Source organism: Pseudomonas sp. TH31, assembly GCF_016650815.1.
Taxonomy (GTDB): domain Bacteria; phylum Pseudomonadota; class Gammaproteobacteria; order Pseudomonadales; family Pseudomonadaceae; genus Aquipseudomonas.
The window spans coordinates 1-23,702 of sequence record NZ_JAEKEZ010000016.1 but is presented as its reverse complement, the minus strand read 5'-3'; the positions used below and the strand labels follow the sequence as shown (position 1 = coordinate 23,702).

17 protein-coding genes and 6 pseudogenes are annotated in these 23,702 nt (G+C 55.8%); 19 read left to right on the top strand and 4 right to left on the bottom strand.

Annotated features, from left to right (window positions below; genetic code table 11):
• The first annotated feature begins 1 nt into the window (after position 1).
• Both glcF and hglS read left to right on the top strand, forming a co-directional pair.
• Positions 2-1,221 (top strand): annotated as a pseudogene (gene glcF, locus JFV26_RS13910) (glycolate oxidase subunit GlcF).
• Positions 1,222-1,308: 87 nt separating this feature from the next.
• Positions 1,309-2,694, top strand: a complete 1,386-nt coding sequence (gene hglS / locus JFV26_RS13905; RefSeq protein WP_201193192.1) for a 2-oxoadipate dioxygenase/decarboxylase HglS — start codon at positions 1,309-1,311, stop codon at positions 2,692-2,694.
• 170 nt (positions 2,695-2,864) lie between these two features.
• Here the strand turns inward: hglS and JFV26_RS13900 are convergent, their stop codons facing one another.
• Positions 2,865-3,542: a type 1 glutamine amidotransferase domain-containing protein gene (locus JFV26_RS13900; protein WP_201193190.1), complete on the bottom strand. Its 678-nt coding sequence runs from the start codon at positions 3,540-3,542 to the stop codon at positions 2,865-2,867.
• Positions 3,543-3,782: 240 nt separating this feature from the next.
• On the opposite strand from JFV26_RS13900, the pseudogene JFV26_RS13895 reads away from it, so the two are divergent.
• From JFV26_RS13895 to JFV26_RS13870, 6 genes and pseudogenes are all read left to right on the top strand, one after another.
• Positions 3,783-4,912: pseudogene (locus JFV26_RS13895) on the top strand (alkene reductase).
• Between the two features lie 98 nt (positions 4,913-5,010).
• The gene (locus tag JFV26_RS13890) at positions 5,011-5,316 is read left to right on the top strand and encodes an ArsR/SmtB family transcription factor (RefSeq protein ID WP_201193188.1); all 306 of its coding nucleotides are present in this window, start codon (positions 5,011-5,013) and stop codon (positions 5,314-5,316) included.
• A 308-nt stretch (positions 5,317-5,624) separates the two neighbouring features.
• Positions 5,625-6,140, top strand: a complete 516-nt coding sequence (locus JFV26_RS13885) for an Hcp family type VI secretion system effector (protein ID WP_017338154.1) — start codon at positions 5,625-5,627, stop codon at positions 6,138-6,140.
• 131 nt (positions 6,141-6,271) lie between these two features.
• The gene (gene tssI, locus JFV26_RS13880) at positions 6,272-8,347 is read left to right on the top strand and encodes a type VI secretion system Vgr family protein (protein WP_201193187.1); all 2,076 of its coding nucleotides are present in this window, start codon (positions 6,272-6,274) and stop codon (positions 8,345-8,347) included.
• Positions 8,344-9,177 carry a DUF4123 domain-containing protein gene (locus tag JFV26_RS13875; protein ID WP_201193185.1) on the top strand — a complete coding sequence of 278 codons (834 nt, stop codon included), beginning with the start codon at positions 8,344-8,346 and terminating at the stop codon, positions 9,175-9,177. The genes tssI and JFV26_RS13875 overlap by 4 nt, the downstream gene beginning before the upstream one ends.
• Positions 9,178-9,196: 19 nt before the next feature.
• Entirely contained in the window at positions 9,197-11,701 is a 2,505-nt protein-coding gene (locus tag JFV26_RS13870; RefSeq protein ID WP_201193183.1) for a LysM peptidoglycan-binding domain-containing protein, read from the top strand.
• Positions 11,702-11,752: 51 nt separating this feature from the next.
• On the opposite strand, the gene JFV26_RS13865 is transcribed toward JFV26_RS13870, so the two are convergent.
• A complete protein-coding gene (locus JFV26_RS13865) occupies positions 11,753-12,745 on the bottom strand; it encodes a formylglycine-generating enzyme family protein (RefSeq protein WP_342215453.1) in 993 nt (330 codons plus the stop codon).
• An 18-nt stretch (positions 12,746-12,763) separates the two neighbouring features.
• Here JFV26_RS13865 and JFV26_RS13860 point away from each other — a divergent pair.
• The 11 genes and pseudogenes from JFV26_RS13860 to JFV26_RS13815 form a co-directional block, all read left to right on the top strand.
• Positions 12,764-13,141 (top strand): annotated as a pseudogene (locus JFV26_RS13860) (contractile injection system protein, VgrG/Pvc8 family); the annotation flags it as partial.
• Positions 13,141-14,143, top strand: a pseudogene (locus JFV26_RS13855) (RHS repeat domain-containing protein); the annotation flags it as partial. The pseudogenes JFV26_RS13860 and JFV26_RS13855, both read left to right, overlap by 1 nt.
• Positions 14,144-14,700: 557 nt before the next feature.
• Positions 14,701-15,012 (top strand): hypothetical protein, encoded by a 312-nt coding sequence (locus JFV26_RS13850; RefSeq protein WP_201193181.1) that lies wholly within the window; start codon positions 14,701-14,703, stop codon positions 15,010-15,012.
• A gap of 237 nt (positions 15,013-15,249) precedes the next feature.
• A pseudogene (locus tag JFV26_RS13845) lies at positions 15,250-17,970 on the top strand (RHS repeat-associated core domain-containing protein); the annotation flags it as partial.
• Positions 17,971-18,144: 174 nt separating this feature from the next.
• On the top strand, positions 18,145-18,438 hold the full coding sequence (locus JFV26_RS34865; RefSeq protein ID WP_446739927.1) for an HNH/ENDO VII family nuclease: 294 nt from the start codon (positions 18,145-18,147) through the stop codon (positions 18,436-18,438).
• Positions 18,435-18,869, top strand: coding sequence for an SMI1/KNR4 family protein (locus tag JFV26_RS13840; RefSeq protein WP_201193179.1), 435 nt, complete (start codon positions 18,435-18,437; stop codon positions 18,867-18,869). Before JFV26_RS34865 ends, JFV26_RS13840 begins: the two co-directional genes overlap by 4 nt.
• A gap of 220 nt (positions 18,870-19,089) precedes the next feature.
• The gene (locus JFV26_RS34860) at positions 19,090-19,491 is read left to right on the top strand and encodes an SMI1/KNR4 family protein (protein WP_201193306.1); all 402 of its coding nucleotides are present in this window, start codon (positions 19,090-19,092) and stop codon (positions 19,489-19,491) included.
• Between the two features lie 147 nt (positions 19,492-19,638).
• A pseudogene (locus JFV26_RS13830) lies at positions 19,639-20,212 on the top strand (RHS repeat domain-containing protein); the annotation flags it as partial.
• Positions 20,213-20,627: 415 nt separating this feature from the next.
• The gene (locus tag JFV26_RS13825; protein WP_201193177.1) at positions 20,628-21,044 is read left to right on the top strand and encodes a hypothetical protein; all 417 of its coding nucleotides are present in this window, start codon (positions 20,628-20,630) and stop codon (positions 21,042-21,044) included.
• A 70-nt stretch (positions 21,045-21,114) separates the two neighbouring features.
• Positions 21,115-21,342, top strand: coding sequence for a DUF6966 domain-containing protein (locus JFV26_RS13820; protein ID WP_446739925.1), 228 nt, complete (start codon positions 21,115-21,117; stop codon positions 21,340-21,342).
• Between the two features lie 66 nt (positions 21,343-21,408).
• Positions 21,409-21,810 (top strand): GFA family protein, encoded by a 402-nt coding sequence (locus JFV26_RS13815; protein WP_201193304.1) that lies wholly within the window; start codon positions 21,409-21,411, stop codon positions 21,808-21,810.
• Between the two features lie 63 nt (positions 21,811-21,873).
• On the opposite strand, the gene JFV26_RS13810 is transcribed toward JFV26_RS13815, so the two are convergent.
• Entirely contained in the window at positions 21,874-22,947 is a 1,074-nt protein-coding gene (locus JFV26_RS13810) for an NAD(P)-dependent oxidoreductase (protein WP_201193173.1), read from the bottom strand.
• Between the two features lie 140 nt (positions 22,948-23,087).
• Complete coding sequence (locus JFV26_RS13805) at positions 23,088-23,594, bottom strand: AAA family ATPase (protein WP_201193302.1); 507 nt, start codon at positions 23,592-23,594, stop codon at positions 23,088-23,090.
• Between the last annotated feature and the right edge of the window lie 108 nt (positions 23,595-23,702).

Genomic DNA, 23,702 nt, shown 5'->3' with positions numbered 1-23,702 from the left:
CATGCAAACCACCCTGAGCGAACAGTCCCGGAAATTACCGCGAGCCGCCGAAGCAGAAAAGATCCTGCGCACCTGCGTACATTGCGGCTTCTGCAACGCCACCTGCCCGACCTATCAACTGCTGGGCGATGAACTCGACGGCCCGCGCGGGCGGATTTACCTGATCAAACAAGTGCTCGAAGGCGCCCCCGCCACCGCCCGGACCCAATTGCACCTGGACCGTTGCCTGTCATGCCGCAACTGCGAAACCACCTGCCCGTCCGGGGTCGATTATCACAACCTGCTGGACATCGGTCGGGCCGTGGTCGACCAGGCGGTGCCGCGTCCGACCGGTCAACGGTTGTTGCGCGAGGGGTTGCGGGCATTGGCGCCGAACCCGAACCTGTTCAAATCGTTGCTGCAGATCGGCGCGACATTCCGAGCGGTGTTGTCACGGGATGTTGAAGCGAAGCTGCCCCACGACCTGCCCGCCACCGGCGTGCGCCCTGCCCCCGGCATGCGCGGCGCGTGTTGATGCTCGAAGGCTGCGTGCAACCCGGCCTGTCACCCAACACCAATGCCGCGGCGGCGCGAGTGCTGGATCGCCTTGGGATCAGCGTCATTCCGGCGCCTGAGGCCGGCTGCTGCGGTGCGCTGGATTATCACCTCGGCGGTCAAGCCAAAGGGCTGGAGCGCGCACGGCACAACATCGACGCGTGGTGGCCGCATCTGGAAAATGGCGCCGAAGCCATCGTGCAAACCGCCAGCGGTTGCGGCGCGTTCATCAAGGACTACGGGCATTTGCTGGAGGGCGATCCGGTTTACGCAGCCAAGGCCCTGCGGGTCAGTGAACTGGCGCTGGATCTGGTGCAAGTGCTGGCCAATGAACCACTGGAACGGGTGTGCGCCGCGACGGATAGGCGCATAGCCTTTCATTGCCCGTGCACCTTGCAGCACGCACAGAAACTCGGCGGCGCGGTAGAAGCGGTGCTGTCCCGGCTGGGCTTCAACCTCACCGCCGTGCCGGACAGTCATTTATGTTGTGGTTCTGCCGGCACCTATTCCCTGACCCAGCCGGAACTGGCCCGGCAACTGCGCGATAACAGGCTCACCGCCCTGGAAAGCGGCCGCCCCGACCTGATCGTCACTTCCAACATCGGCTGCCAAAGCCACCTCGCCAGCGCCGGGCGAACACCGGTCAGGCACTGGATCGAACTGGTGGACCAGTCGCTGGGAGAATGAAGTCCGTAGGAATCTTCGTTTGTCGGCGCCGCAGAAGGCTGCGATCTTTTCCCCCATCCTCTCTGTCACCGCGCCAGGAATTTTTTCATGAGCCACCCGAGCTTCGTCAGCCCCGACCTGATCCGCCAACGCTTCTCCAAAGCGATGTCCGACATGTACCGCGAAGAAGTGCCGCTGTACGGGGCGCTGATGGAACTGGTGGAGCAGACCAACCGCCACGTGCTGGACAGCGACCCGCAGATCGCCCGGCAATTGGAAAGCACCGGTGAAATCCGGCGTCTGGACCTCGAACGCCACGGCGCGATTCGCGTCGGCAGCGCCGCTGAACTGGCGACCCTCGCCCGACTGTTCGCGGTGATGGGCATGCAACCGGTGGGTTACTACGACCTGACCCCGGCAGGTGTGCCGGTGCATTCCACAGCGTTTCGCGCGGTGCATGAAGCGGCGTTGCAGGTCAGCCCGTTTCGGGTGTTTACCTCGCTGCTGCGCCTGGAGCTGATTGAAGACCTGGAGTTGCGCGCCTTCGCCCAGTCGGTGCTGGATAAACGCAAGATCTTCACTGCAGCCGCGCTGGCGTTGATCGAACAGGCCGAAGCCCAGGGCGGGCTTGAAGAACAACAAGCCTGGGAGTTTGTCGAACAGGCGCTGGAAACCTTCCGCTGGCACCACAGCGCCACCGTCACCGCCGCGCAATACCGGCAACTCAGCGCCCAGCATCGACTGATCGCGGACGTGGTGGCGTTCAAAGGCCCGCACATCAATCACCTGACGCCGCGCACCCTGGACATCGACATCGTCCAGGCGCAAATGCCGGCCCATGGCATCACCCCCAAAGCAGTGATCGAAGGCCCACCGCGCCGACAGTGCCCGATCCTGCTGCGCCAGACCAGTTTCAAGGCGCTGGATGAGCCGATTGCCTTTACCGATCAAGACGAGACACGCGGCAGCCACAGCGCTCGCTTCGGTGAAATCGAGCAACGGGGCGCGGCGCTCACACCTAAAGGTCGGGCGCTTTATGATCGTTTGCTCAACGCTGCCCGGGATGAATTGAAGGACTTCCCGAACGAGGCCAATGCCGCACGCTACAACGCGTTGATGGCGCAGCATTTTGGCGAATTCCCTGACACGATCGAAGGCATGCGCCAACAGGAACTGGCGTACTTTCGCTACTTCGTGACGGAAAAAGGCCTGGCGGCAGATGGACTTGGCGGGAGATCGCTGGACGACTTGCTCAGCGACGGATATGTAAGGGTTGAGCCGCTGGTGTACGAGGACTTTTTGCCGGTGAGTGCGGCGGGGATTTTCCAGTCGAACCTGGGGGATGCGGCGCAAACCCACTATGGCGTGCATTCGAATCAACAGGCGTTCGAGCAAGCGCTAGGGCGCTCGACCATTGATGAGTTGGGGTTGTATGCCGAGACGCAGCAGCGCTCGATTGATGGGTGTTATTGCGCGCTGGGTATTGCTGCCTGAAAGTCACTTGTAGCAGCTGGCGCAGCCTGCGTTCGGCTGCGCAGCAGTCGTAAAGTCAGACGGTGCGGTTTGTCAGGTTAACCGCGTTTGCTGGTTTTACGGCTGCTGCGCAGCCGAACGCAGGCTGCGCCAGCTGCTACAAGGGTTGTGTTCGGGCCGGGGGTTGGTGTTTACGCCAACTTCGCCAACAGCGCCTTAGCCGTCGCCTCGGAAGACGCCGGATTCTGCCCGCTCAGCAACAACCCATCGGTGGTCACATAGCTGGCCCAATCTTCGGCTTTGGTATAAATCCCACCGTTGGCCTTCAACATATCCTCGACCAGAAACGGCACCACATCGGTCAACTGCACCGCTTCTTCTTCACTGTTGCTGAACCCGGTCACACGCTTGCCTTTGACCAACGGCTGACCTTGCGCGTCCTTGACCTGACGCAACACACCCGGCGCGTGGCAGACCGTAGCAACCGGCTTGCCGGCCTGGTAAAACGCCTCGATCAGCGCGATAGAGTGTTTGTCTTGCGCCAGATCCCACAGCGGGCCATGGCCACCCGGATAGAACACAGCATCGAAATCTTCAGCCTTGACGCTGCTCAGCAGCACGGTAGACGCCAGTGCGGATTGCGCCGCCGAGTCCTTGCGAAAGCGTTCGGTGGCAGCAGTTTGCGCGTCTGGCTCGTCGCTTTTCGGGTCCAGCGGTGGCTGGCCACCCTTGGGCGAGGCCAGGGTCAACTGGGCACCGGCGTCCTTGAACGTGTAATACGGCGCGGCGAATTCTTCCAGCCAGAAGCCGGTTTTCTTACCGGTGTCTCCCAATTGATCGTGGGACGTTAGAACCATCAGGACTTTCATGTCGTTCTCACTTGATTTCAGGAATAGTCGGACGCTCATCGGCGCGTGGGTACTGAGTCATTGACCACCCGGTTGCGTGGTTCGTTTCACTGAGTGACCGGATCATACGGGACCGTTTTGAACTCGCATATTGATATATCGCAATATCGTGATATTTATATATAGGTGTTCACAGCGCAGCCTGCTCAGCCACGGCTGACGGCGCACGAACGCACTCATTCCGCTTTACAGGACTTACCGATGACCGGTTCCCCCCTCTTCACGCCCATCCACCTCGGCCCGTTCACCCTGCAAAACCGTCTGGTACTGCCGCCGCTGACCCGCTCGCGCAGCACTCAGCCCGGCAACATTCCCAACGCCCTGATGGCGGAGTACTACCGTCAGCGCAGCAGCGCCGGCTTGCTCATCACCGAAGGCATTCAGATCGAACCGCGCGGCCAGGGTTACGCCTGGACGCCGGGCATTCACAGCCAGGAACAGATCGACGGCTGGAAACAGGTGACCGACGCGGTGCACCTTGAAGATAAGCCGATTTTTGCCCAGTTGTGGCATGTCGGGCGGGTCTCTCACACCTCGCTGCAACCAGGTGGCGCGGCGCCGGTCGCGCCCTCGGCCCTGCCGGCGACGGCGGTCAGCGTGTTTATCGAAACCGGCCCGGCACTGGCGCGCTGGCCGAACCGTCCATGCCGCAGGCCTTGAGCACTGAACAGGTCAAAGAGCTCGTTCAGCTTTACGCCCAAGCGGCGCGCAATGCCGTGGAAGCCGGTTTCGACGGCGTCGAGTTGCACTGCGCCAATGGTTATCTGGTCAATCAGTTCATCTCCGCCCACAGCAACCAGCGCACCGACGAATACGGCGGCTCGCTGAGCAATCGCCTGCGTTTTCTGCGGGAAATCACCGAAGCCGTGGCAGAGGTGGTTGGCAAGGATCGGGTCGGCGTACGGTTTGCGCCGCTGTTTGCCAGCACCGATGAAGCGCGGGTCTACCTCGGACTGGTAGAAGAGAACCCGCACGAAACTTACCTGGAAGCCGTCAGACTGATGGAACAGATCGGTATTGCCTACGTGTCCCTGGCCGAAGCCGACTGGGACAACGCTCCGGAACTGCCAATCACCTTTCGCCAAGCCGTGCGTGAAGCGTTCAGCGGGTTGTTGATGTATGCCGGCAAGTACTCGAGCGAGCGCGCAAACAAGGTGCTGAACGCCAATTGGGGCGACCTGATCGGTTTCGGTCGCTGGTTTATCGCCAACCCGGACCTGCCGGCGCGCCTGTTGAATCAATGGCCACTCAATGAACTGGATGCCTCCAGCCTCTACGGTGGAACCGCCGCCGGTTACAGCGATTACCCGCGCTACCGGCCGAGCCTGTAAACTGCGCGGCAGATCGGGCCTTTGACTCAAGGCGCCGATCTGCCGGCCTCAGGGTTTCGGCTTATTTCGACGCAGTAAACAGGCTCCCAGGCTCGACCATGACCCTTGATCTGAACGACATCATCAAAGCCCTTTCCAACCCCACACGCCTGCAAATCATGCTGTGGCTGAAGGACCCGCGCGTGCACTTTCCGACCCAGGAGCGCGACCCGGAAGAGATCGGCGTGTGTGTCAGCATCATTCAGGAAAAGGTCGGCCTGTCGCAGTCCACGGTGTCGCTGTACCTCACCGCGCTGCAACGAGCCAACCTGGTGACCTCGCAACGGATCGGGCCGTGGACCTATTACCGGCGCAACCAAACCACCATCGCGCAATTCGTCGAGCAGCTCGGCGCCAGCCTCTGAATGATGGCGCATGGCCTTGATGCGCAAGAAGTTGCGCACTTATTTTTCAAAACCCCTCCAATATCGCTAAGCGTCAAGCCCGCCGTGGCCTGTAGCCGAGTGCGCAAGAAGTTGCGCAGTACTGCGCAACTTCTTGCGCACTTTATGCGGTGATTTCCCTTGAAACTCACCCAAGCGATTGAAAAACCTCGGCCATCCCCCCGGTTTACCTGGCCCTCAACTTTTCTGGCACGGACCTTGATAAGTGTTAGGCACCCACCGGGCGATTTCGCCTCCGGGCACCCTAACTTTTAGCAAGGAGCACATTCATGGCTACACCAGCGTACATGTCCGTCACTGGCGAAAAACAAGGTCTGATCACTGCCGGCGCCTTCACCGCCGACTCGGTTGGCAACACCTACCAGGAAGGTCACGAAGACCAGGTCATGGTTCAGGCTTTCAACCACGACGTCATCATCCCGCGTGACCCGCAGTCCGGCCAACCGACCGGTCAGCGCGTACACAAACCAGTGGTGATCACCAAGGTCTACGACAAGTCTTCGCCATTGCTGCAAGCGGCCCTGACTTCCGGCGAGCGCATGAGCGAAATCGTTATCCAGTGGTTCCGTACTTCTGCTCAGGGTACCCAAGAGCACTACTACACCACCAAACTGGAAGACGCGATCATCGTCGCCATCAACAACAAAATGCACAACTGCCAGGACCCGTCGAACTCGCACTTCACGCACCTGGAAGAAGTGCAGTTCACCTACCGCAAAATCACCTGGACCCACGAAGTATCCGGTACTTCGGGTTCCGATGACTGGCGTCAGCCAGTCGCTTAATTGCGGCTGACCGCTTCACGCATCGGCCAGCTCTGCTGGTCGATGTTGTTTACGCCCTTTCAGAATTTTGCGTCTGCTGATTCCTGATTCAGGTCTTGGCGAACGCCGCTGCACTGCACGAGGAACAAGGGATGTTCGCGCCGGCCAATCAGACTCACTTTGCCCTGACTATCGAAGGTCTGGATAACGATTTCCAGGTGCTTGCCCTGCAAGGTCGGGAAGCCATCAGCCAGCCTTTTGTGTTTGAGGTGGAGCTGGTCAGTGAGCAGCCGTCCCTGGACCTCGAAACGCTGCTGCACAAACCGGCCTTCTTGCAGCTCTCGCCTGACGGCAGCGGCATTCATGGACAGATCTATCGCGCCGCCCAGGGTGATTCCGGCAAACGCCTGACCCGCTACGCGGTGACCCTGCGCCCGCAACTGTCCTACCTGGCGCACCGCATCAACCAACGCATCTTCCAGAACCTCAGCGTGCCGAAAATCGTCGGTATGGTCCTCGAAGAGCACGGCATCCAAAGCAACGCCTACGCATTCAACGTCGGGGCGATTTATCCCGAGCGCATCTACTGCGTTCAATACGATGAATCGGACCTGCAGTTCATCCAGCGCCTGTGCGAGGAAGAAGGTATCCACTACCACTTCCAGCACAGCGCCACGGCCCACAAACTGGTGTTCGGCGATGACCAGACGGTGTTCCCGAAACTCGCGCCAGTGGCCTACCAGCAAGACTCCGGCATGGTCGCCACCAACCCGGTGATCAAGCGCTTCGACCTGCGCCTGGAAACCCGCACCAGCCGCACCACCCGCCGCGACTACGACTTCGAAAAACCGCGCCTGACCCTCGAAGCGGAAAACCGTGGCGACGCCCTGCCCGACCTCGAAGACTACGACTACCCCGGTCGCTTCATCGACCGCGAGCGCGGCAAGCACCTGACCAAACGCGCCCTCGAACGTCACCGCAGCGACTTCCAGCTCGCCGAAGGCCGAAGCGATCAGCCGATCCTCGTCAGCGGCCACTTCCTGGCCCTGACCGAGCACCCGAAAGCCAAATGGAACGACCTGTGGCTGCTGACCGAAATCCTCCATGAAGGCAAACAGCCGCAAGTGCTGGAAGAGTCGGTCACCAGCAGTACCACCAACCTCAAAGACGATTTCCATCAGGGCTATCGCAACCGTTTCCAGGCCACCCCGTGGGACGTGCCCAATCGCCCCGCGCTGACGCAAAAGAAACCACGGATCCTCGGCAGCCAGAGCGCCGTGGTCACCGGGCCCAAAGGCGAAGAGATCCACTGCGACCAATACGGCCGCGTCAAAGTGCAGTTCCACTGGGACCGCGAAGGCCAGGCCGACGACAAGACCAGCTGCTGGCTACGCGTCTCCTCCGCCTGGGCCGGCGCCCACTACGGCGGCATCGCCATCCCGCGGATCGGCATGGAAGTGCTGGTGACCTTCCTTGAAGGCGACCCGGATCAACCCCTGATCAGCGGCTGCCTGTACCACAAGGAAAACGCCGTCCCGTACGAACTGCCGGCGAACAAAACCCGCAGCACCTTCAAGACCCTGAGCTCCCCCGGTGGTGGCGGCTACAACGAACTGCGCATCGAGGATAAAAAGGGTCAGGAACAGATCTTCCTGCATGCCCAGCGGGACTGGGATGAGAACGTCGAGCACGACCAGAAAATCCGCGTCGGCAACGAGCGCCACGACACCGTCGAGCAAAACAGCTACAGCGAATTCAAGGCTGAAGAACACCACACCGTCTACGCCGACCGCAAAGTCGAAACCCGCGCCAACGACCACCTCACCGTCGGTGTGAACCAGCACATCAAGGTGGGTACCGGGCAGTTCATTGAAGCGGGCCAGGAAATTCACCTGAGCAGTGGCCTTAAAGTGGTGCTGGAAGCCGGCAGTGAATTGACCCTGATTGGTGGCGGTAGCTTTATCAAGATCGACGGCGGCGGTGTGACCTTGAGCGGGCCGCTGATCAACATGAACTCCGGAGGGAGCCCGGGGAATGGGACGGAGGCTGCGCCGTTGATGCCGGGGGTTTTGAAACAGGCGGATGCGGACAAGGCTGGGCAGGTCGTTGCACCTTCACTCGCATCATACAAAGCGCAAGCAAAAACAGGGGTGTTACTGCCAACACCTTCGTGCCACCTCGACGCCTCCGGCCATTGCCCCATTCACCAGCCGGGTAAAACAGCATGATCGACTCCATTCTCTCGCCGTTCGAGCAACCTGCGGCAGCGGGCACAATGTGTCTGATTCTGGATAGCAGTTTTGATTCGGACTTGCTGACGCATCTTTTTCAAGGTGACGAACTGTCCCGTCCTCAGTGCATCCCACTGTTTCTCAGTACCCCGTATGCAGAACTCCAACCTACAGGACCTTATGTAGTTGTGGTCCCTAAGAAAGGCGATTCGACGGAATACGCGAGTACCTTGCTTGAACAGTCCGACGCTGGGTGTGTGGCCTGGCTGAACAACGAGCAAGCCTTGGATATCGGCATTGATAACTGGCGTAGTCTGCTAACTGTGCGCACCGATGATGCGCCGCAACAGATGATGCGGTTTTTCGATCCGCGCTGGCTGGAGCCTCTGCTACGTAGCCTGAATGAGACTGAACGTGGGCAGTTTATCGGACCATTCACCGGCATGGCCTGGCGTAACGAAATGGGCTGGCGGTATTACGCCAAGTCCCCCAAAAGTGCCCCGTCCGAACTGCAACCGCCTGCTTGGTTGTACCTCAGCCCAGAGCGCCAAGCGTTGATTGAGCAAGGTCGATTGAAGGTTATCGCAGCACGTTTTGCCGAGGACTATCGCGAAGTGTTGCCTGCCGAGGACACCGTTGAGTTTGTGTACCGTCAGTTACTGGCTGGACAAGAGGCGGGTTACCAACAGATGGCAGATCAGGAGCGCTGGCTGCGCCTCGCCGTAAGCCGTGGGGACTCCTTCTGGGCAAACGCCCGGGATGCAGAACTCCTGGCTCGTAACGACGTGGCCCAAGGTGAAAAATTGACTCAGCTGGAAAGCCTCTGAATCACAAGGACGATGAGCAATGAGCAATACCTATACCGTCAAAAGCGGCGACACCCTCGGCAATATTGCCAGCGCCAACAAATGCTCCGTGGCGGATCTGCGCGCACTTAACCCTAGTATCACTGACCCCAACCACATCAAAGCCGGTTGGGTGCTGCAGTTGCCAGACGCTAAAGTGTTGCCGCCGCCCAAGCACGCGGACAACCAAAGCACGACTAGCGTCAAAGGCGAAGTCCAATGCAAGGACGAATTGGTGGACGTGGTGCATATCACCGGCGAAGACACCTTTTATGTCCTCACGGAAAAAGAGTCCAAAGCACTCAAAACACAGACTGACCTCGTCAAGAAACTCATGGACGAACTGCACCAGAACCTGGCCAAAGCCACCGAAGCCAGCAAGTGCACCAAAGCGACAAATCCTCAGGCCAACTGCTTGTGCTCGCGTTGTGTCAAAGACGCCTGGAACGCCAAAGCCGAAGGTGCAGGACTGTTGCAACGATCAGAGCCACCGCCGGAAAAAGCGGCTACCACGCTCACTCGCAAAGAGGATTTCCAGGGACAGTTGGCAACGGTGCAAGAAGCTCGTGACTGGTACCAACGCTATACTCCGCCATTTTCTCTTGGGGGCAACTATCTGGAGAGCAACTGGAAGCAACTGCAAACCAAAAAGCTAATAGAACTGAATGCCCAGATCGAATCACTGCGGACTAAGATCGCAGCGCAAGGAAAGGCCGAGGCCGGCGACAGTTCCACCAGCGCGAATAGCGCTGCGCCAGACATCAAGCATGGCAAAGGAAAAACCACCGAAAGCCAGAAAGGTCGCCAAATAAAAACGGGAATTACCGTGATCGAGGTCATTTCGTTCAGTGACCCAAGCCGTCGTCACTACATTCCAATGGCCTACCGCGAACAGCTCGACTGGAAGGTCAAAGTCAGCACGAAGGTAATGCAAGGCAAACCACTCGACAAAAACCTGGCAAAAGAGCTGTTCAAGGACATTAAGTCCGCCGTCAACGAAAGCCGTAAAACCAGCCCTCTGGGCGCTCTGGAAGCCAAATTCACAAGCTGGACGAGCAAGGACGACAACCTGCTCAATGCGCTGCATAAAGAATGTTCCTGGACGTCGAACCAGGCAGACTCCGCTAAATACGCTGTCTCCGCCGAAGCCCACGCCTTCCGTTTCGCCGCCACCGCCAGCGCCGGCATCAACAGCTGGGAGCCCGGCAAGGGCAACATCGAGGTGGGGGTCAAGGGCAGCGCTGCGATTTCGTTGGCAGAAGGCTCCGCCGCACTCAAGAGTTTCTTTCCGGACCAGGGTGGATATGTAGTTCGGATGCCCTACCGCAACGCCGAAGGCAAGGAAGTGGTAAGCGACATCGGCATCTTCCGTCTTGACGGCAAGGTGGAACTCTCGTGTTTCGTCGGTGCGACGGCACAGGGCCAGGCAGGCGTAAAAGCACAATACAAACCCAAGGAAGTGGAAGCCTCAGGCGCGACGGCGCTGCTCAGCCCACCAAGTATGGCCGTGGACAAAAAACGTGGAGGAAGCGTTGGTTTGAAGGGCAACGCTTTTGCCGGCGTGCAAGGTGGCGGTACTGTGACCGGGACACTCAAGTGGCTTGATCCGACGAAACAAGGCGTCGGCAAGATTGTGGCGGGTCAAGCAAATGACAGTGGCAGTACAGACTGGGCGAGCTTGATTGAGATCAAGACTGAAGGAAATGTGGCGCTTGGCATTGGCGCAGGTTTTGATTTCAGTATTGTTATTCGAAGTGATCGCCTGGAAATTAACTGCAAAGCCAGCTTGGTATTTGGTCCAGGCGCTGGTGGCGGTTTTGGTACGGCGGTGGATTTGGAGAAGATTGGGGATCTGGCGTATGTGTTTTGCAATGCGTTGTCGAAAGCAGATTTTCACTACCAGCTTGCAGTGACTCAGGATGCCTTTAAGTATATGGCACAAGGTCTATTTAAAATTGCGACTCATCCTGGAGAAGCGGCGGGCAAAGCATTTGAAGATGGATTTCGTAGCATGGGACTTTGGTGGAAACAACGTGAGGCTACGAAACAGGAGGCGCAAAATCTGGCGAAATATTTGCTGAGCAACCAAGCTATTAATGTCAATGACAAAAAAATCCCACTCAATATGCTGCCGCCAGAAACCATTGGGCCGATGGTATACCTACTCACTGAGAGCTTTGTTGAAACCTGGGCTGAAGATCAGCAAAAAGCAGTAGTCCTATTGCTTTCTCACTTACACAGTTGGCGGCACTTCTTCGAGGTATTAGAACACTGCTCGAAGGGCGGCGAAAAAGTTTTAGCAATGGACAGCCTGAATCGCATCAATGCCTTACTAGATGGGAAAGAACAACGAGAATTCAATAAGTTTATCGAAAGCTTAGCCGTCAACAACAGTGCCTCGTTACGTTCAAGTGGCATGCTGGCATGGACGCCTGGGCCATCATGGCGCAAAGAAGATGTATTAGTTGCTGCACGACGCAGCAATTTATTTGACGGACTGGCTTGAGTTAAAAATGGAAATAAGGGCGCCAGCAGCGCCCTTATTTTCTAATTTAGACTACAGCGGTTTATCTGACTGAATAGCACAACGAAAACCGGTACCTGGATAATAAGCTTTTTGGATAGGTTTATCTGGCCAGCGCCGTACAATGGGAGCAGCAAATAAAGGAGCTTCGGGATAGTTAGAGCCACGCTTTACTTTCTCTGTCCCCGTTGCCGGACCTTGCGGATTCTCTATGGGAGAGTTGCGATAATAATCTTTATCGTACCAATCATTAACCCAGTCGGTAGCATTACCTGACAAGTTGTAAATACCTAATGGGTTAGGGGTAAAACGGTCTACTGCAAATGTCTTCCCTTCTCCCTCTACAGGAAAGTTTTTTCCGTAATTTAGACTGCCGGTATCGGTAGGGAATAATACATGCTCGCCTCGATTCCGGGCGGCATACTCCCATTGAGCTTCAGTGGGCAAATCAACGGGAAGCCCACTTAACTGCCCCACCCATTGGCAGTAATCTTTGGCCTCCTGCCAGCTTTTTGTGGGAGCGGGTAAATTTGAAGCATACATGCTTTTTAGATCACTTCTATCTCGAAATTTAATATCAAACACCGGCTTGTCCTGCGCGATGAAAAACAAATCAAAGTCACCCAACCTAGTTTGAAACTTAGATAGATAGTAGTTACTCAATTTAACCGGATGTACGAAATCATCATTACCGTCCGGACTTATGTTACACAGTTGATCAGGATCTTGCCCACAAGGCCAAGTACACACATCCTTTTCGTCGTACTCGCAAATCCAGCCGAAGTCGCCCATGTCAAACTGGCCACCCTCGACAAACACCATATTGTCGATGGACTGCACAACAGTGTTGAGCACCTTGACACGCAGTTCGCTGGAAAGATCAGGGTATTTCTTCGCAATGGTGGCTGCGATGGCGACAACTTTCTCTGGCGCAAGGCTCTTGCTGCTTGGCAAAGGACCGGATTCCGCCTCGCAACCGACCAAAAACATCATAGCTGGCAGGGCAAGTAAGAGCTGACGTAGCACTGGCAATATCCTTATAAAATGCGACAAGGGCAGAACATTACCACCCTACGCATGCACAACAAAGCTCAACACTATGCCTTCGGAAAAGACTACGACTACCCCGGTTGCTTCATCGACCGCGAACGCGGCAAACACTTGGCCAAACGCGCCCTCGAACGTCATCGCAGCGACTTCCAGCTCGTTGAAGGTAGAAGCGATCAGCCGATATTGGTCAACGGCCATTTCCTGGCTTCGACCGAGCACCCTAAGCCTAAGTAGAACGACCTGTGGCTGCTCACCGAAATCCTCCACGAAGGCAAACAGCCGCAAGTGCTGGAAGAGTCGGTGACCAGCAGCACCACCAACCTGAAAGACGTTTTCCATCAGGGTTATCGCAATCGTCTCCAGGCTACGCCACCCACCAGTACAGCGCCGGTCGCGAACAGCCGCGCCAACAAGGTCTGTTGCTCAGCCAATACCAATACGACGAACAAGGCCGCCTGCAAGCTCACAGCGTTAGCCAGCAGGATCGCAACCTCTTCCAGCATCGCTACGCTTAGATGCCAGCGGTAACCTCGCCGGCATCACTGACAGCCGCAAAGGCAATCGTAGCTATCACTACGACCCACTCGACCGACTGATCAACGTCCGCGGCAGCACCCCGGAAAGCTTCGCTCACGACCCCGCAGGCAACTTACTGGGCCAAGGCGATCAACCAAGTGCAAACCTGGCCAACGTCAAAGGCAACCGGCTGCTAATGCAGGGTGACCGCCACTACGACTACGACGCCTATGGCAATTTGAGCCGTGAGCGCCGCGGCACCGGGCAAAAGCTCGTCACCGAATACCGCTACGACTGCCAACACCGCCTCATCGGTGTCAGCCTCCCCAGCGGCAGTGTTGCAAACTACAAGTACGACGCCTTCGGCCGCCGTATCGCTAAAACCGTCGACGGCCAAACCACAGAGTTCCTGTGGCAAGGCGAACGCCTCATCGCCGAAAGCGCCAACAACCGCTATCGCAGCTACATCTACGAGCCGGGCTCCTTCCGGCCCTTGGCGATGCTCGATGGCGAAGGCCCGCTCAAAGCTGAGCCGTTCTACTACCAACTTGACCACCTTGGCACCCCTCAGGAACTCACCGACTACAGCGGCGAGATCATGTGGTCGGCGAAATACCGCGCCTATGGCAACCTCGCCACGCTGGACGTTGCGGAAATTGATAACCCGCTGCGCTTCCAGGGCCAGTACTTCGATGCGGAAACGGGCTTACATTACAACCGGCATCGCTACTACAATCCGGGCACTGGACGGTTTTTGACACCGGATCCGATCAAGCTGGCTGGGGGTTGAACAACTATCAATACGTGCCTAACCCTACGGGGTGGGTGGATCCGTTGGGGTTGGACAATTGCCCTGGAGGACCTAACTGCACGCCATCGAATGTGGTGGAAGATCCGGCCGCCAAAGCCAGTGTGGACGAAGGTCAAAAGGTTCCCGAGGTTGCGCAAGCCAAGCCAGATTTTTATGTCGGCCCTTCTGGCCCCGATTCGACAATGCCGTCTACAGGGTATAGATACATGCGATATCAACATGATGACGGCACTGTCGATACCAGAGCACTCGGTACGTTGAAAACGAAATCTGCACCAGTGACTTACGCTGGCTTTGAGAAGTTTGATACTGGCTCGGAAGCGAGGAAAGCATTCCAGGTTAAAGGGCCTGAGGTAGGGCCTGACAGTAACGGTAAAGGTTCCTGGAGCGACGCACGCCTAAGAGGAGAGTTTGACACATTGCAACTCTACGTCGACGGGAAGCCTGACGCTCGAACGCCATTCTGGAAAGGTGACGAAGATAAAACCAAGCTGGAACCATTTGCTGACGCATATCCAGAATATGGCGATGGTGGTGCACAACAGATTCACACAAACAGCAGAGTTATTCACTTTGACAAAGTAGAGGTCCTACCGGAAAAGTAATGAAAGACTATTTTATTTTAGCAAAGAAAGACATTCCGTCAGACAGCCCTCACGATTCGGACTGGCCGAAATTTATCGCGTACTCCTACGAGCATAAATGCTTGTTGTTTTCAGCAGGGAAAGGCCATGGGCTATCGGGATTCGAGTTACCAGAGGCTGAAGCGTCCGACCCCGACTGGACACCTTTATTTATCGAACTAAACGCACTCTGGATACTCGACTTTCTAAAGCTGTCAAAAAACCCCACACTAAATGACTTCATCCAATCGCTCAACAAACTTAATATACCGATAATTAAATTTCGAGCATGAAAATAACAAATCATTGAAGCAGGTTTATCTTTATCCACTCTTGAAATAACCTGCCCCCTTCCTGGCCCCTCTACGCAGAAAGGAACCCCCATTACGAAGCACCACAAGCTCAACGCAGAGCTGGCGGAGGGAGTTATAAAGCCGAACGCAGAATTGCTTTCAGAAAGAAACAAAGGGGACAGATTTATTTTCCACGCAATCACGAAAATAAATCTATCCCCTTTTGGTTAGATTAACCACTTCCGCTACAACACCAAAGGCGCGACGCTGATTGCCATCAGTGACGATTACGGCAATCGTCTGCACATTACCCGTGACATCCACGGGCGAATCAAACGTGTCGATAACGGTGTCGGGCGGGCCCTCCTCGTACGTTACGACCGCAAGCACATCGTCGCCATCGACTACCAGCAGTTCATCCCCGCGGACAATCTGGAAGACGCCTGGAGCACCATCCAGACTCTGGTCACCTACAGTTACGACGCCCAGCACCGCCTGATCGAAGCCAAAAACGCCGCCGGCGAAACCGAGCGTTATGCCTACAACGACCAGAACGTCATTCTTGAGCGGCAACTCGCCGGCGGCGCCAGTTTCTATTGGGAATGGGAAAAAGAAGGTAAATCGGCGCGATGCATCCATCACTGGGCTAGCTTCTCGCAGATGGACGCGCATTACGCCTGGGATGACAAAGGCAGCGTCACGGTTACCAATGCTGACGGCAGCGAAGAGGTCTACACCCACGACGATAAGGCTCGACTGGTCGCCAAGGTTGATCCGGACGGTGCGGAGCACCTCAAGGCCTACGACGACAAAGGCCGCCTGATCGCCGAGAAAGATCCACTCGGCGCCGTCACCGAATACCAATACAACGAAGCAGGCCGACTGATCGCGGTCATCCCACCCGAAGACACCCCGACCTCTTACGAGTATTACCACGGCTACGTCCGTGTAGTGAATCGTGGCCCGGCGAAGTGGATATATTGGCGCAATGACCAAGGCGATATCACTGAACAAATCGACCCTGATGGTAATTCGACCCACTACAACTATGACCGCCAGGGCCGTCTTCTAGAAATCCGTCATCCGGATGGCAGCCGTCATCAACTGGGATGGAACAATCTCGGGCAACTGCTCGAAGAGCAACTGCCGGACGGTGGTCAGCGCAAGTACCGCTACGACGCGTTGGGTCGGCAGATCACCCGTCAGGACGAAAGCGGCGCAATCACCCAATACCAATGGGATGCGGCTAACCGGCTCGCGCAAATCACCCTGCCCGGTGGGGCTACGCGCGCGTTCAGTTACAACCCATACGGCCGCGTCACCGCCGAGCGCGATGAGCTGGGCCGAGTCACCCGCTACGAATATGCCGATAACCTGCACCTGATCAGCCGCCGCATCAACCCGGATGGCAGCCAACTGCGCTATCGCTACGACAACGCACGTCTGCTGCTCAGCGAGATCGAAAACGAACGTGGCGAGCACTACCACCTCGATTACTACCCGAACGGCCTTATCCAGCAGGAAACCGGCTTCGATGGTCGTCGTACCGCGTATGAATACGACCTTAATGGTCAGTTGTTGAAGAAAACCGAGTTCGGCGACGACGGTAGCGAACTGATTACCGAATACCAGCGCGATGCCGCTGGCCGCTTGCTGGTGAAAACCCTGGCTGATGGCGAGGAAATTCACTACAGCTACGACGCCCTTGGCCGCCTTGTAAACGTCGACGACGGCCACTGGCCACTCGCTTACGAATACGACCTGCAAGACCGCCTGATCACCGAGCACCAAGGTTGGGGAACCCTGCGTTACGAGTACGACACCGTAGGCCAACTGAAACACTGCCGCCTCCCAGACGGCAGCAAGCTTGATTATCGCCACCAACAAGGCGGTCAACTGAGCAGCATCGACCTCAACGGTTCGCGCCTGACCACTCACCAGTTCAGCGCAGGTCGCGAACAGCAGCGTCAACAGGGTCTGTTGCTCAGCCAATACCAATACGACGAACAAGGTCGCCTCCAAGCCCACAGTGTTAGCCAGCAGGATCGCAACCTGTTCCAGCGTCGCTACGCTTACGATGCAAACGGCAACCTCGCCGGCATCAATGACAGCCGGAAAGGCAATCGTAGTTATCACTACGACCCGCTCGACCGTTTGATCAACGTTCGAGGCGCCACTCCGGAAAGCTTCGCCCACGATCCGGCAGGCAACCTCTTGGGCCAAGGCGACCAACCAACCGCCAATCTGGCCAACGTCAAAGGCAACCGCCTGCTGATGCAGGGCGATCGACACTACGATTACGATGCCTACGGCAACCTCGCGAGCGAACGTCGCGGCACCGGGCAAAAGCTCGTCACCGAATACCGTTACGACTGCCAACACCGCCTCATCGGCGTCAGCCTCCCCGGCGGCAGCATCGCAAGCTACAAGTACGACGCCTTCGGCCGCCGTATCGCCAAAACTGTCGATGGCCACACCACGGAATTCCTCTGGCAAGACGAACGCCTGATCGCCGAAAGTGCCGACAACCGTTATCGCAGCTACATCTACGAGCCGGGCTCCTTCCGTCCCTTGGCGATGCTCGACGGCGAAGGCCCACTCAAAGCTGAGCCGTTCTACTACCAACTCGATCACCTCGGCACCCCGCAGGAGCTCACTGACTACAGCGGCGAGATCATGTGGTCGGCGAAATATCGCGCCTACGGCAACCTCGCCGTCCTGGACGTTGCCGAAATCGACAACCCGCTGCGCTTCCAGGCTCAGTACTTCGATGCGGAAACGGGCTTACATTACAACCGGCATCGCTACTACAATCCGGGCACTGGACGGTATCTGACGCCGGATCCGATCAAGCTTGCAGGCGGGTTGAACAACTACCAGTACGTGCCTAACCCTACGGGGTGGGTGGATCCATTGGGGTTGGATAACTGTCCGGGAGCGGATGGGTGTAAGCCTCCATCAAGACTTGAGTCTCCTGAAACTGACGCTAAGGTTAATGAAGGTGCACCGGATGCCCCGGGGCCTGAAAGCGGTAAGAATCCAAAGTTCTTTAAAAAAGAGACAACATGGAAAGCCCGAGGCAAAGGAACTGGTAATGAATATAAGGTCTTCCAGCAAGACATTGACTGGGACATGGAAGTAGGAGGAAAGTCAAATTATCAACGAGCTAAGGAAGGCGGGTCTCCGTTTGTGATGAAAGACGGTGTGCCGGAGCAATTGCAACTTCACCACTCTAGACAAAATGGTAAAGGCCCCCTCTTCGAACTGAGCCGAAAGACTCACCTTCAGACGAAGAAAGACAAGGGAGGCAAAGCAATTCACCCTTATGGAAGAAATAAAAACCCTGACGCACCTGTAGACAGAGAGCTATTTGACAAAGAGGTTCCTCAATATTGGAGGGATCGTGCAACCGAGGTAAAAAAATGATACCCCAAGACTTAGTTAGCCTGATAGAAAAGCAGCCAGACAGCATACATAGAACCGACAAGGACTTGGCTATAAGCGCCCTTGAAAAACTAGGAGTCTCTCCAGACAGCGAGTTCGGTAGTATTTATATAAATTACCTACCTGCTAATTTTAATAGCTCTGTATCTGATGAGTACATTTGTGACGTATCCGAGCCTACAGAGCAGATCTTGATGGGTACCGAGTTCATTCACGACATGTGGGAGCTACCAGAAAATTACATAGGCTTCACATCCTTGCAAGGTGAGGGAGGTTACTTGCTGGACAAAAATAGTGGTGGCGTTTGGGACTTCGACTTAGCTCAGCAAGAAGACTTCGTATCTGGCCTGATTCCTCCAAAATGGAGTGGATTTTTTGAGTTTATCAGGTGGTACCTTTCGCCAGCAGAATAAAGAAAATAGGACAGGTGTATTTTATATACACTCACGAAAATAACCCCGTTCTCTTTTTGCTTGCTGAATGGGAATGCATCTAGACAAGGTTCGGAAATTGCCCCGCCGAAACGATAGGCTCCCATAAACTTGCACGCTCCCACCGTCTCCAAGAAAATGGGGAGCAGATTTATTAACTGAGCGGGAGCCGTATATGAAATTCGACTGAAATTCGTTCGAGATTGATCCAGCATCCTCAGTTGATTGCCATACGATTTCCCAAGTACAAAAACTACTTGGAGTAGCTTTCCCAAATTCATTTTTGGATCTAGTCAAATACTCTGATGAAGCCATACCGGAAATATCTTCATTTTCATATGGCGACAAAGGGACTTGTATAAGCGAATTCTTTTCGTTCTCGCCTGATGTGACTCCGTATACCATCTCATGGTACTTAGGGGCAGGAAAACCTCCTGGGCGTCCTCAAGAAATGGTCCCTGTAGCAAGAGAGGCAGGTGGCTACTTGGTTTGCCTGAATTTCAAAACGTCCTCCATTGCGGTTGAGATTTTTGATCCGAGTTCAGGTGAAGCCTTCTTTGTTGCCTCAAACGTTGATGAGTTTGTATGTTCATGGAGTGATTAGAGAGCGGCGTTTAGGGATGGTCTGAAGTAGTCATGTGTTCTGGCTGACTTCGACCACTGCCGATTTTGAAAGTGGCGAGTCGATCCAAAACGCTGAGATCACTCATTCTTTTGATGCCGATCAAAAGCTGATCCCCGGTGGGTCAGTTTTCAATCAGACTGCCAACACCGCCTCATCGGTGTCAGCCTCCCCAGCGGCAGTGTTGCAAGCTACAAGTACGACGCCTTCGGCCGCCGTATCGCCAAAACCGTCGACGGCCACACCACAGAGTTCCTGTGGCAAGGCGAACGCCTTATCGCCGAAAGCGCCAATAACCGCTATCGCAGCTACATCTACGAGCCGGGCTCCTTCCGGCCCTTGGCGATGCTCGAGGGCGAAGGCCCGCTCAAAGCCGAGCCGTTCTACTACCAACTCGACCACCTCGGCACCCCACAAGAACTCAACGACTACAGCGGCGAGATCATGTGGTCGGCGAAATACCGCGCCTACGGCAACCTCGCCGCACTCGACGTTGCTGAAATCGACAACCCGTTGCGTTTCCAGGGTCAATACTTCGATGCTGAGACGGGCTTACATTACAACCGGCATCGCTACTACAATCCGGGCACTGGGCGGTATCTGACGCCAGATCCGATAAAGCTTGCAGGCGGGTTGAACAACTACCAGTACGTGCCTAACCCTACGGGGTGGGTGGATCCGTTGGGGCTGAGCTGCGAACCTTGCGACGGTCCTGACGAGAAACAATCAAACCAGTCTCGGGAAACAACATACGAGAATCTTCCTCGCCTCCCAAGCACTCCAGAGGAAGGATATCTGTACCGCGGCGTTCATAAGGGGCATCCTGCGGAAACTGACGCATTTTCCGGAAAAGTAACTCCCGGAAAGATTGATGGCGTAGTAAACCCTGATGATCACAATTATGGAGGACACTCAGGAGACAGCCCCTATACTTCATGGACAAGATCACCTGATATCGCTAGGCAGTTTGCGAAAGAGGACGGCCTTATTCTGAGAGTCAAAATCGGTGCCCCAAAGGAAGGGGATAAGTGGTCATGGCAGTATTCCGAAGACCGTTGGGGAGAGCAAGAAGTCCTCATGAAAGGTCCTCGCAATGGAGATATCGAGGTATTTAAACCATGAATATATTAGATTTTTTACAGCAGAATTTTCATCTCACAGATAACGGGATGAAATCTGCCCAACTGATTGAAAAATTAGCTGAAGAAAATTTCACTTACAAAAACGATTACATTATAAAAAAATCTAGCAATGCGTACAAAGAAGAACTCACCATTCAAAAAAAAATTGCAAATAGTACTTCATCAGCAATGCCTGGACTTGAAGAGCTGATAAGCGCACTTTCATGCATGGCACCTGACGCAATCATATCTATGCGCTTCATTGACGCCCCCAACTGGGACGGTCGTATTTTTTATGACGAAAAAAACACACTTACTGGCGTAATAATTGGAAAAAAGAAAAACAGGGATTGGAAAACACCTCCAAACTGGGACGGCTCAGAAGAAATGTTAAAAACATACAACACCAAATGAGTACACGGGGTAATGAGTCTGGGTGTCGATACCGCGTCTGTGATGCGACCGTGATTTTCTTTCTTCTGGGATGCGTAAAGCCAGAACGCTCCTGGTGAACGCTGACTACCGTGGGATTGAGTACCTGTTGTCAGCTTATGGCGGAATGGGTTCGTTGAATGATCTCGTTCTGGGCCAAGAGTCGGTCGATGGCGTATTTGCCTGGAAGCCGGGGTATGTTGAGTTGAATGAGGCATTCGATTTGCTAAGAGGCCAAGCCGCCACGCTCGCCAATGCGATCAGGCGTACTCAGGATTAAGGCACCGTCGAAACGCTCGCTGGGCTGTACCTGCCCTTCCCTTTTTTATTTGAGTAACCGATGAACATGGATGAATTTCATCAAGGAAGTTGCCTCTGCGGCGCCGTAACGTATGAGGTGTCGGCGCAACTGAAAGCCGTGTCGCACTGCCACTGCGTCAAATGCCGAAAGGCCCATGGCGCGGCGTTCGCGACATATGCCAGCGCGCCCCGCTCAGCCGTTTCCGTCGCGAGCCGCGTAGATGCGCTGAGGCGCTATCAATCGACGGCCGGCGTCACCCGGCAGTTCTGCTCGAATTGCGGCACGTCGCTGTTCTGGTCTGACGCCAATGGCGCGTTCGCGGATTGGATTTCGGTCGCCATCGGTACGCTCGATACCCCGTTTCACGCAGTAAAGCAGCGGCATACGTGCGTATCGTCGAAAGCGTCGTGGTTTGAAATAGAAGATCAATGGCCTCAAGAGGGTTGAGGGCTGCACGGCAGAGGTTAGTTGTTCGACTTGAACAAAAAACGGCCGCCGTTAAGTGGTGAGTTACACCTGAATATCGGGGGTTGAGTCCTGCACGATATCGCCGCGGCTGAAGGCCTGGATCTTGTCGACGATTTGCCTTGATGCCTGACTAATCGCCGCACGGGTGTTGCCGGCGATATGCGGCGTCAGTATCGCGTTGGCAATACCCGCCAAGGGCGAGTTGAACTGATCTTTTTCCCGGGCGAACGTATCGATGGCAACGGCTTTGAGGTGTCCCGGAAACCGGGTCATGAAACTCGCCAGTTGATCCTCGTCGATGATGCCGCCGCGGGCGGTGTTGATCAGGATCGAGCCGGGCCGCATTCGCGCAAAAGCGGCGCTGCCGAACAAGCCCTGGGTCTGTGGCGTTAACGGGGTGTGAATGGACACCACGTCAGCCTCGTCCAATAGTTGCTCCAGGGTTGCCCGCCGTTCCAGGCCAAGGTCGCGAGCACGTTGCTCGGTGAAACGCTCGGAGCCGGTGGCCATCACGTTCATGCCCAGTGCCTGGGCCTTGCGCGCCACGGTTTGGGCAATACAACCGGTGCCCACCAAGCCCAGGGTCAGCTCGGCGATTTGCGCAGTGGGCGCCAGGCTGCCTTTTGACCAATGGCCTTTGTGGGTTTCGGTGTTGTATTGATTGAGGTCTCGGGACAAATACAGTGTTTGGGCCAGGACATATTCGGCGACAGCCACAGCGTTGGAACCGGGGGTATTGAGCACGGCGACGCCCGATCGCCTGGCCGCTTGCAGATCTATGTGGTTGACCCCTACCCCCGCCTGCGCGATTGCGCGTAAAGGATTGGCCAGGGACGCGGCGGCCTGTATCAGCTCGCCATCGAGTGGAATGTTCAAGCGGGTCTTCAATACGCTGTAGCCGCCGTTCTGCTGGATGGCGGCAATCAATGCCGGTTTATCGTGGCAGTTGATGTGGGCATAGCGCAGACGATCACCGTAGTGGCCAATGATGCTGTCCGGGTCGGCGAAGTAGTGAAGGTTCAGGGTAATTGCCAGGTCGTACTCAAGGAATCGGTCGATTTCCTCAAAGAGTAACGGTGGGCCGGGCGCATCCAGTATCAAGGTGCAAAACGTCATCAATGCTGTCCTCTGCTTGAAATGCCTGCACAGCCGAGCGGTATCACAGGTAGTGACCTCCTGGGAGGAACAACTCCTGCAAGTGACTTCGCGTTCAGGCGCTGCCGATTACACCTTGCTTTGTTTGCCTTTGGCCGACGCTACACCTTGGATAAAAATTGCCGGGTGATCGTTGCCACGGCCTCCGCTGGCGATGTAACGGCGGTGTCTATCTCAAACGGAGGCTCATCCCACGCTTCATAATCATGATCCAATACCGACTGCCAAGTGGGCGGAGTCAGCCCTGCAATATCGATCTTTCTGGTCTCTACCCGTCGTCGATGTTCATGCTGATCAGAGCAAACCACTTGGATATTCACCAATGGAACACCCGCACGCGTGGCTATTTCACTCCACGCCTTTCGGCTTTCGTCTACCGGGTTGACACCGTCAACAACGACCGCGTTACCCAAGCGAAGATTGCTCAGCGCAAGCTCGTTAGCGACCCTGTAACCGCTGCGCCCCACGTCTCCTGCCAGAACTCCGGCCTCTCGGATCGCCTGTTCAATCGTATCGATCCGCAGATACAGGGCGCCGACCCTGGTCACAAGATCTCTCGCAATCGTCGTCTTTCCGGTACCCGGAAGGCCACTGAAGACAATAAGCATTGCATATCCTTTGGCTGGCAAGTTGAGCAAGCTTAGGCGGTTGGTGCGCTTTGCGCAGCCATCGCCAACGTTGATAGTCACCATCACGTCAATGAAGTTCTCATAAAA

What these genes read in the sequence shown, in the direction of transcription:
- hglS (WP_201193192.1), top strand. Translation starts at nt 1,309, where the DNA reads ATGAGCCACCCGAGCTTCGTCAGCCCCGACCTGATCCGCCAACGCTTC.
- JFV26_RS13900 (WP_201193190.1), bottom strand. Translation starts at nt 3,542, where the DNA reads ATGAAAGTCCTGATGGTTCTAACGTCCCACGATCAATTGGGAGACACC.
- JFV26_RS13890 (WP_201193188.1), top strand. Translation starts at nt 5,011, where the DNA reads ATGACCCTTGATCTGAACGACATCATCAAAGCCCTTTCCAACCCCACA.
- JFV26_RS13885 (WP_017338154.1), top strand. Translation starts at nt 5,625, where the DNA reads ATGGCTACACCAGCGTACATGTCCGTCACTGGCGAAAAACAAGGTCTG.
- tssI (WP_201193187.1), top strand. Translation starts at nt 6,272, where the DNA reads ATGTTCGCGCCGGCCAATCAGACTCACTTTGCCCTGACTATCGAAGGT.
- JFV26_RS13875 (WP_201193185.1), top strand. Translation starts at nt 8,344, where the DNA reads ATGATCGACTCCATTCTCTCGCCGTTCGAGCAACCTGCGGCAGCGGGC.
- JFV26_RS13870 (WP_201193183.1), top strand. Translation starts at nt 9,197, where the DNA reads ATGAGCAATACCTATACCGTCAAAAGCGGCGACACCCTCGGCAATATT.
- JFV26_RS13850 (WP_201193181.1), top strand. Translation starts at nt 14,701, where the DNA reads ATGAAAGACTATTTTATTTTAGCAAAGAAAGACATTCCGTCAGACAGC.
- JFV26_RS34865 (WP_446739927.1), top strand. Translation starts at nt 18,145, where the DNA reads ATGGAAGTAGGAGGAAAGTCAAATTATCAACGAGCTAAGGAAGGCGGG.
- JFV26_RS13840 (WP_201193179.1), top strand. Translation starts at nt 18,435, where the DNA reads ATGATACCCCAAGACTTAGTTAGCCTGATAGAAAAGCAGCCAGACAGC.
- JFV26_RS13825 (WP_201193177.1), top strand. Translation starts at nt 20,628, where the DNA reads ATGAATATATTAGATTTTTTACAGCAGAATTTTCATCTCACAGATAAC.
- JFV26_RS13820 (WP_446739925.1), top strand. Translation starts at nt 21,115, where the DNA reads ATGCGTAAAGCCAGAACGCTCCTGGTGAACGCTGACTACCGTGGGATT.
- JFV26_RS13815 (WP_201193304.1), top strand. Translation starts at nt 21,409, where the DNA reads ATGGATGAATTTCATCAAGGAAGTTGCCTCTGCGGCGCCGTAACGTAT.
- JFV26_RS13810 (WP_201193173.1), bottom strand. Translation starts at nt 22,947, where the DNA reads ATGACGTTTTGCACCTTGATACTGGATGCGCCCGGCCCACCGTTACTC.
- JFV26_RS13805 (WP_201193302.1), bottom strand. Translation starts at nt 23,594, where the DNA reads ATGCTTATTGTCTTCAGTGGCCTTCCGGGTACCGGAAAGACGACGATT.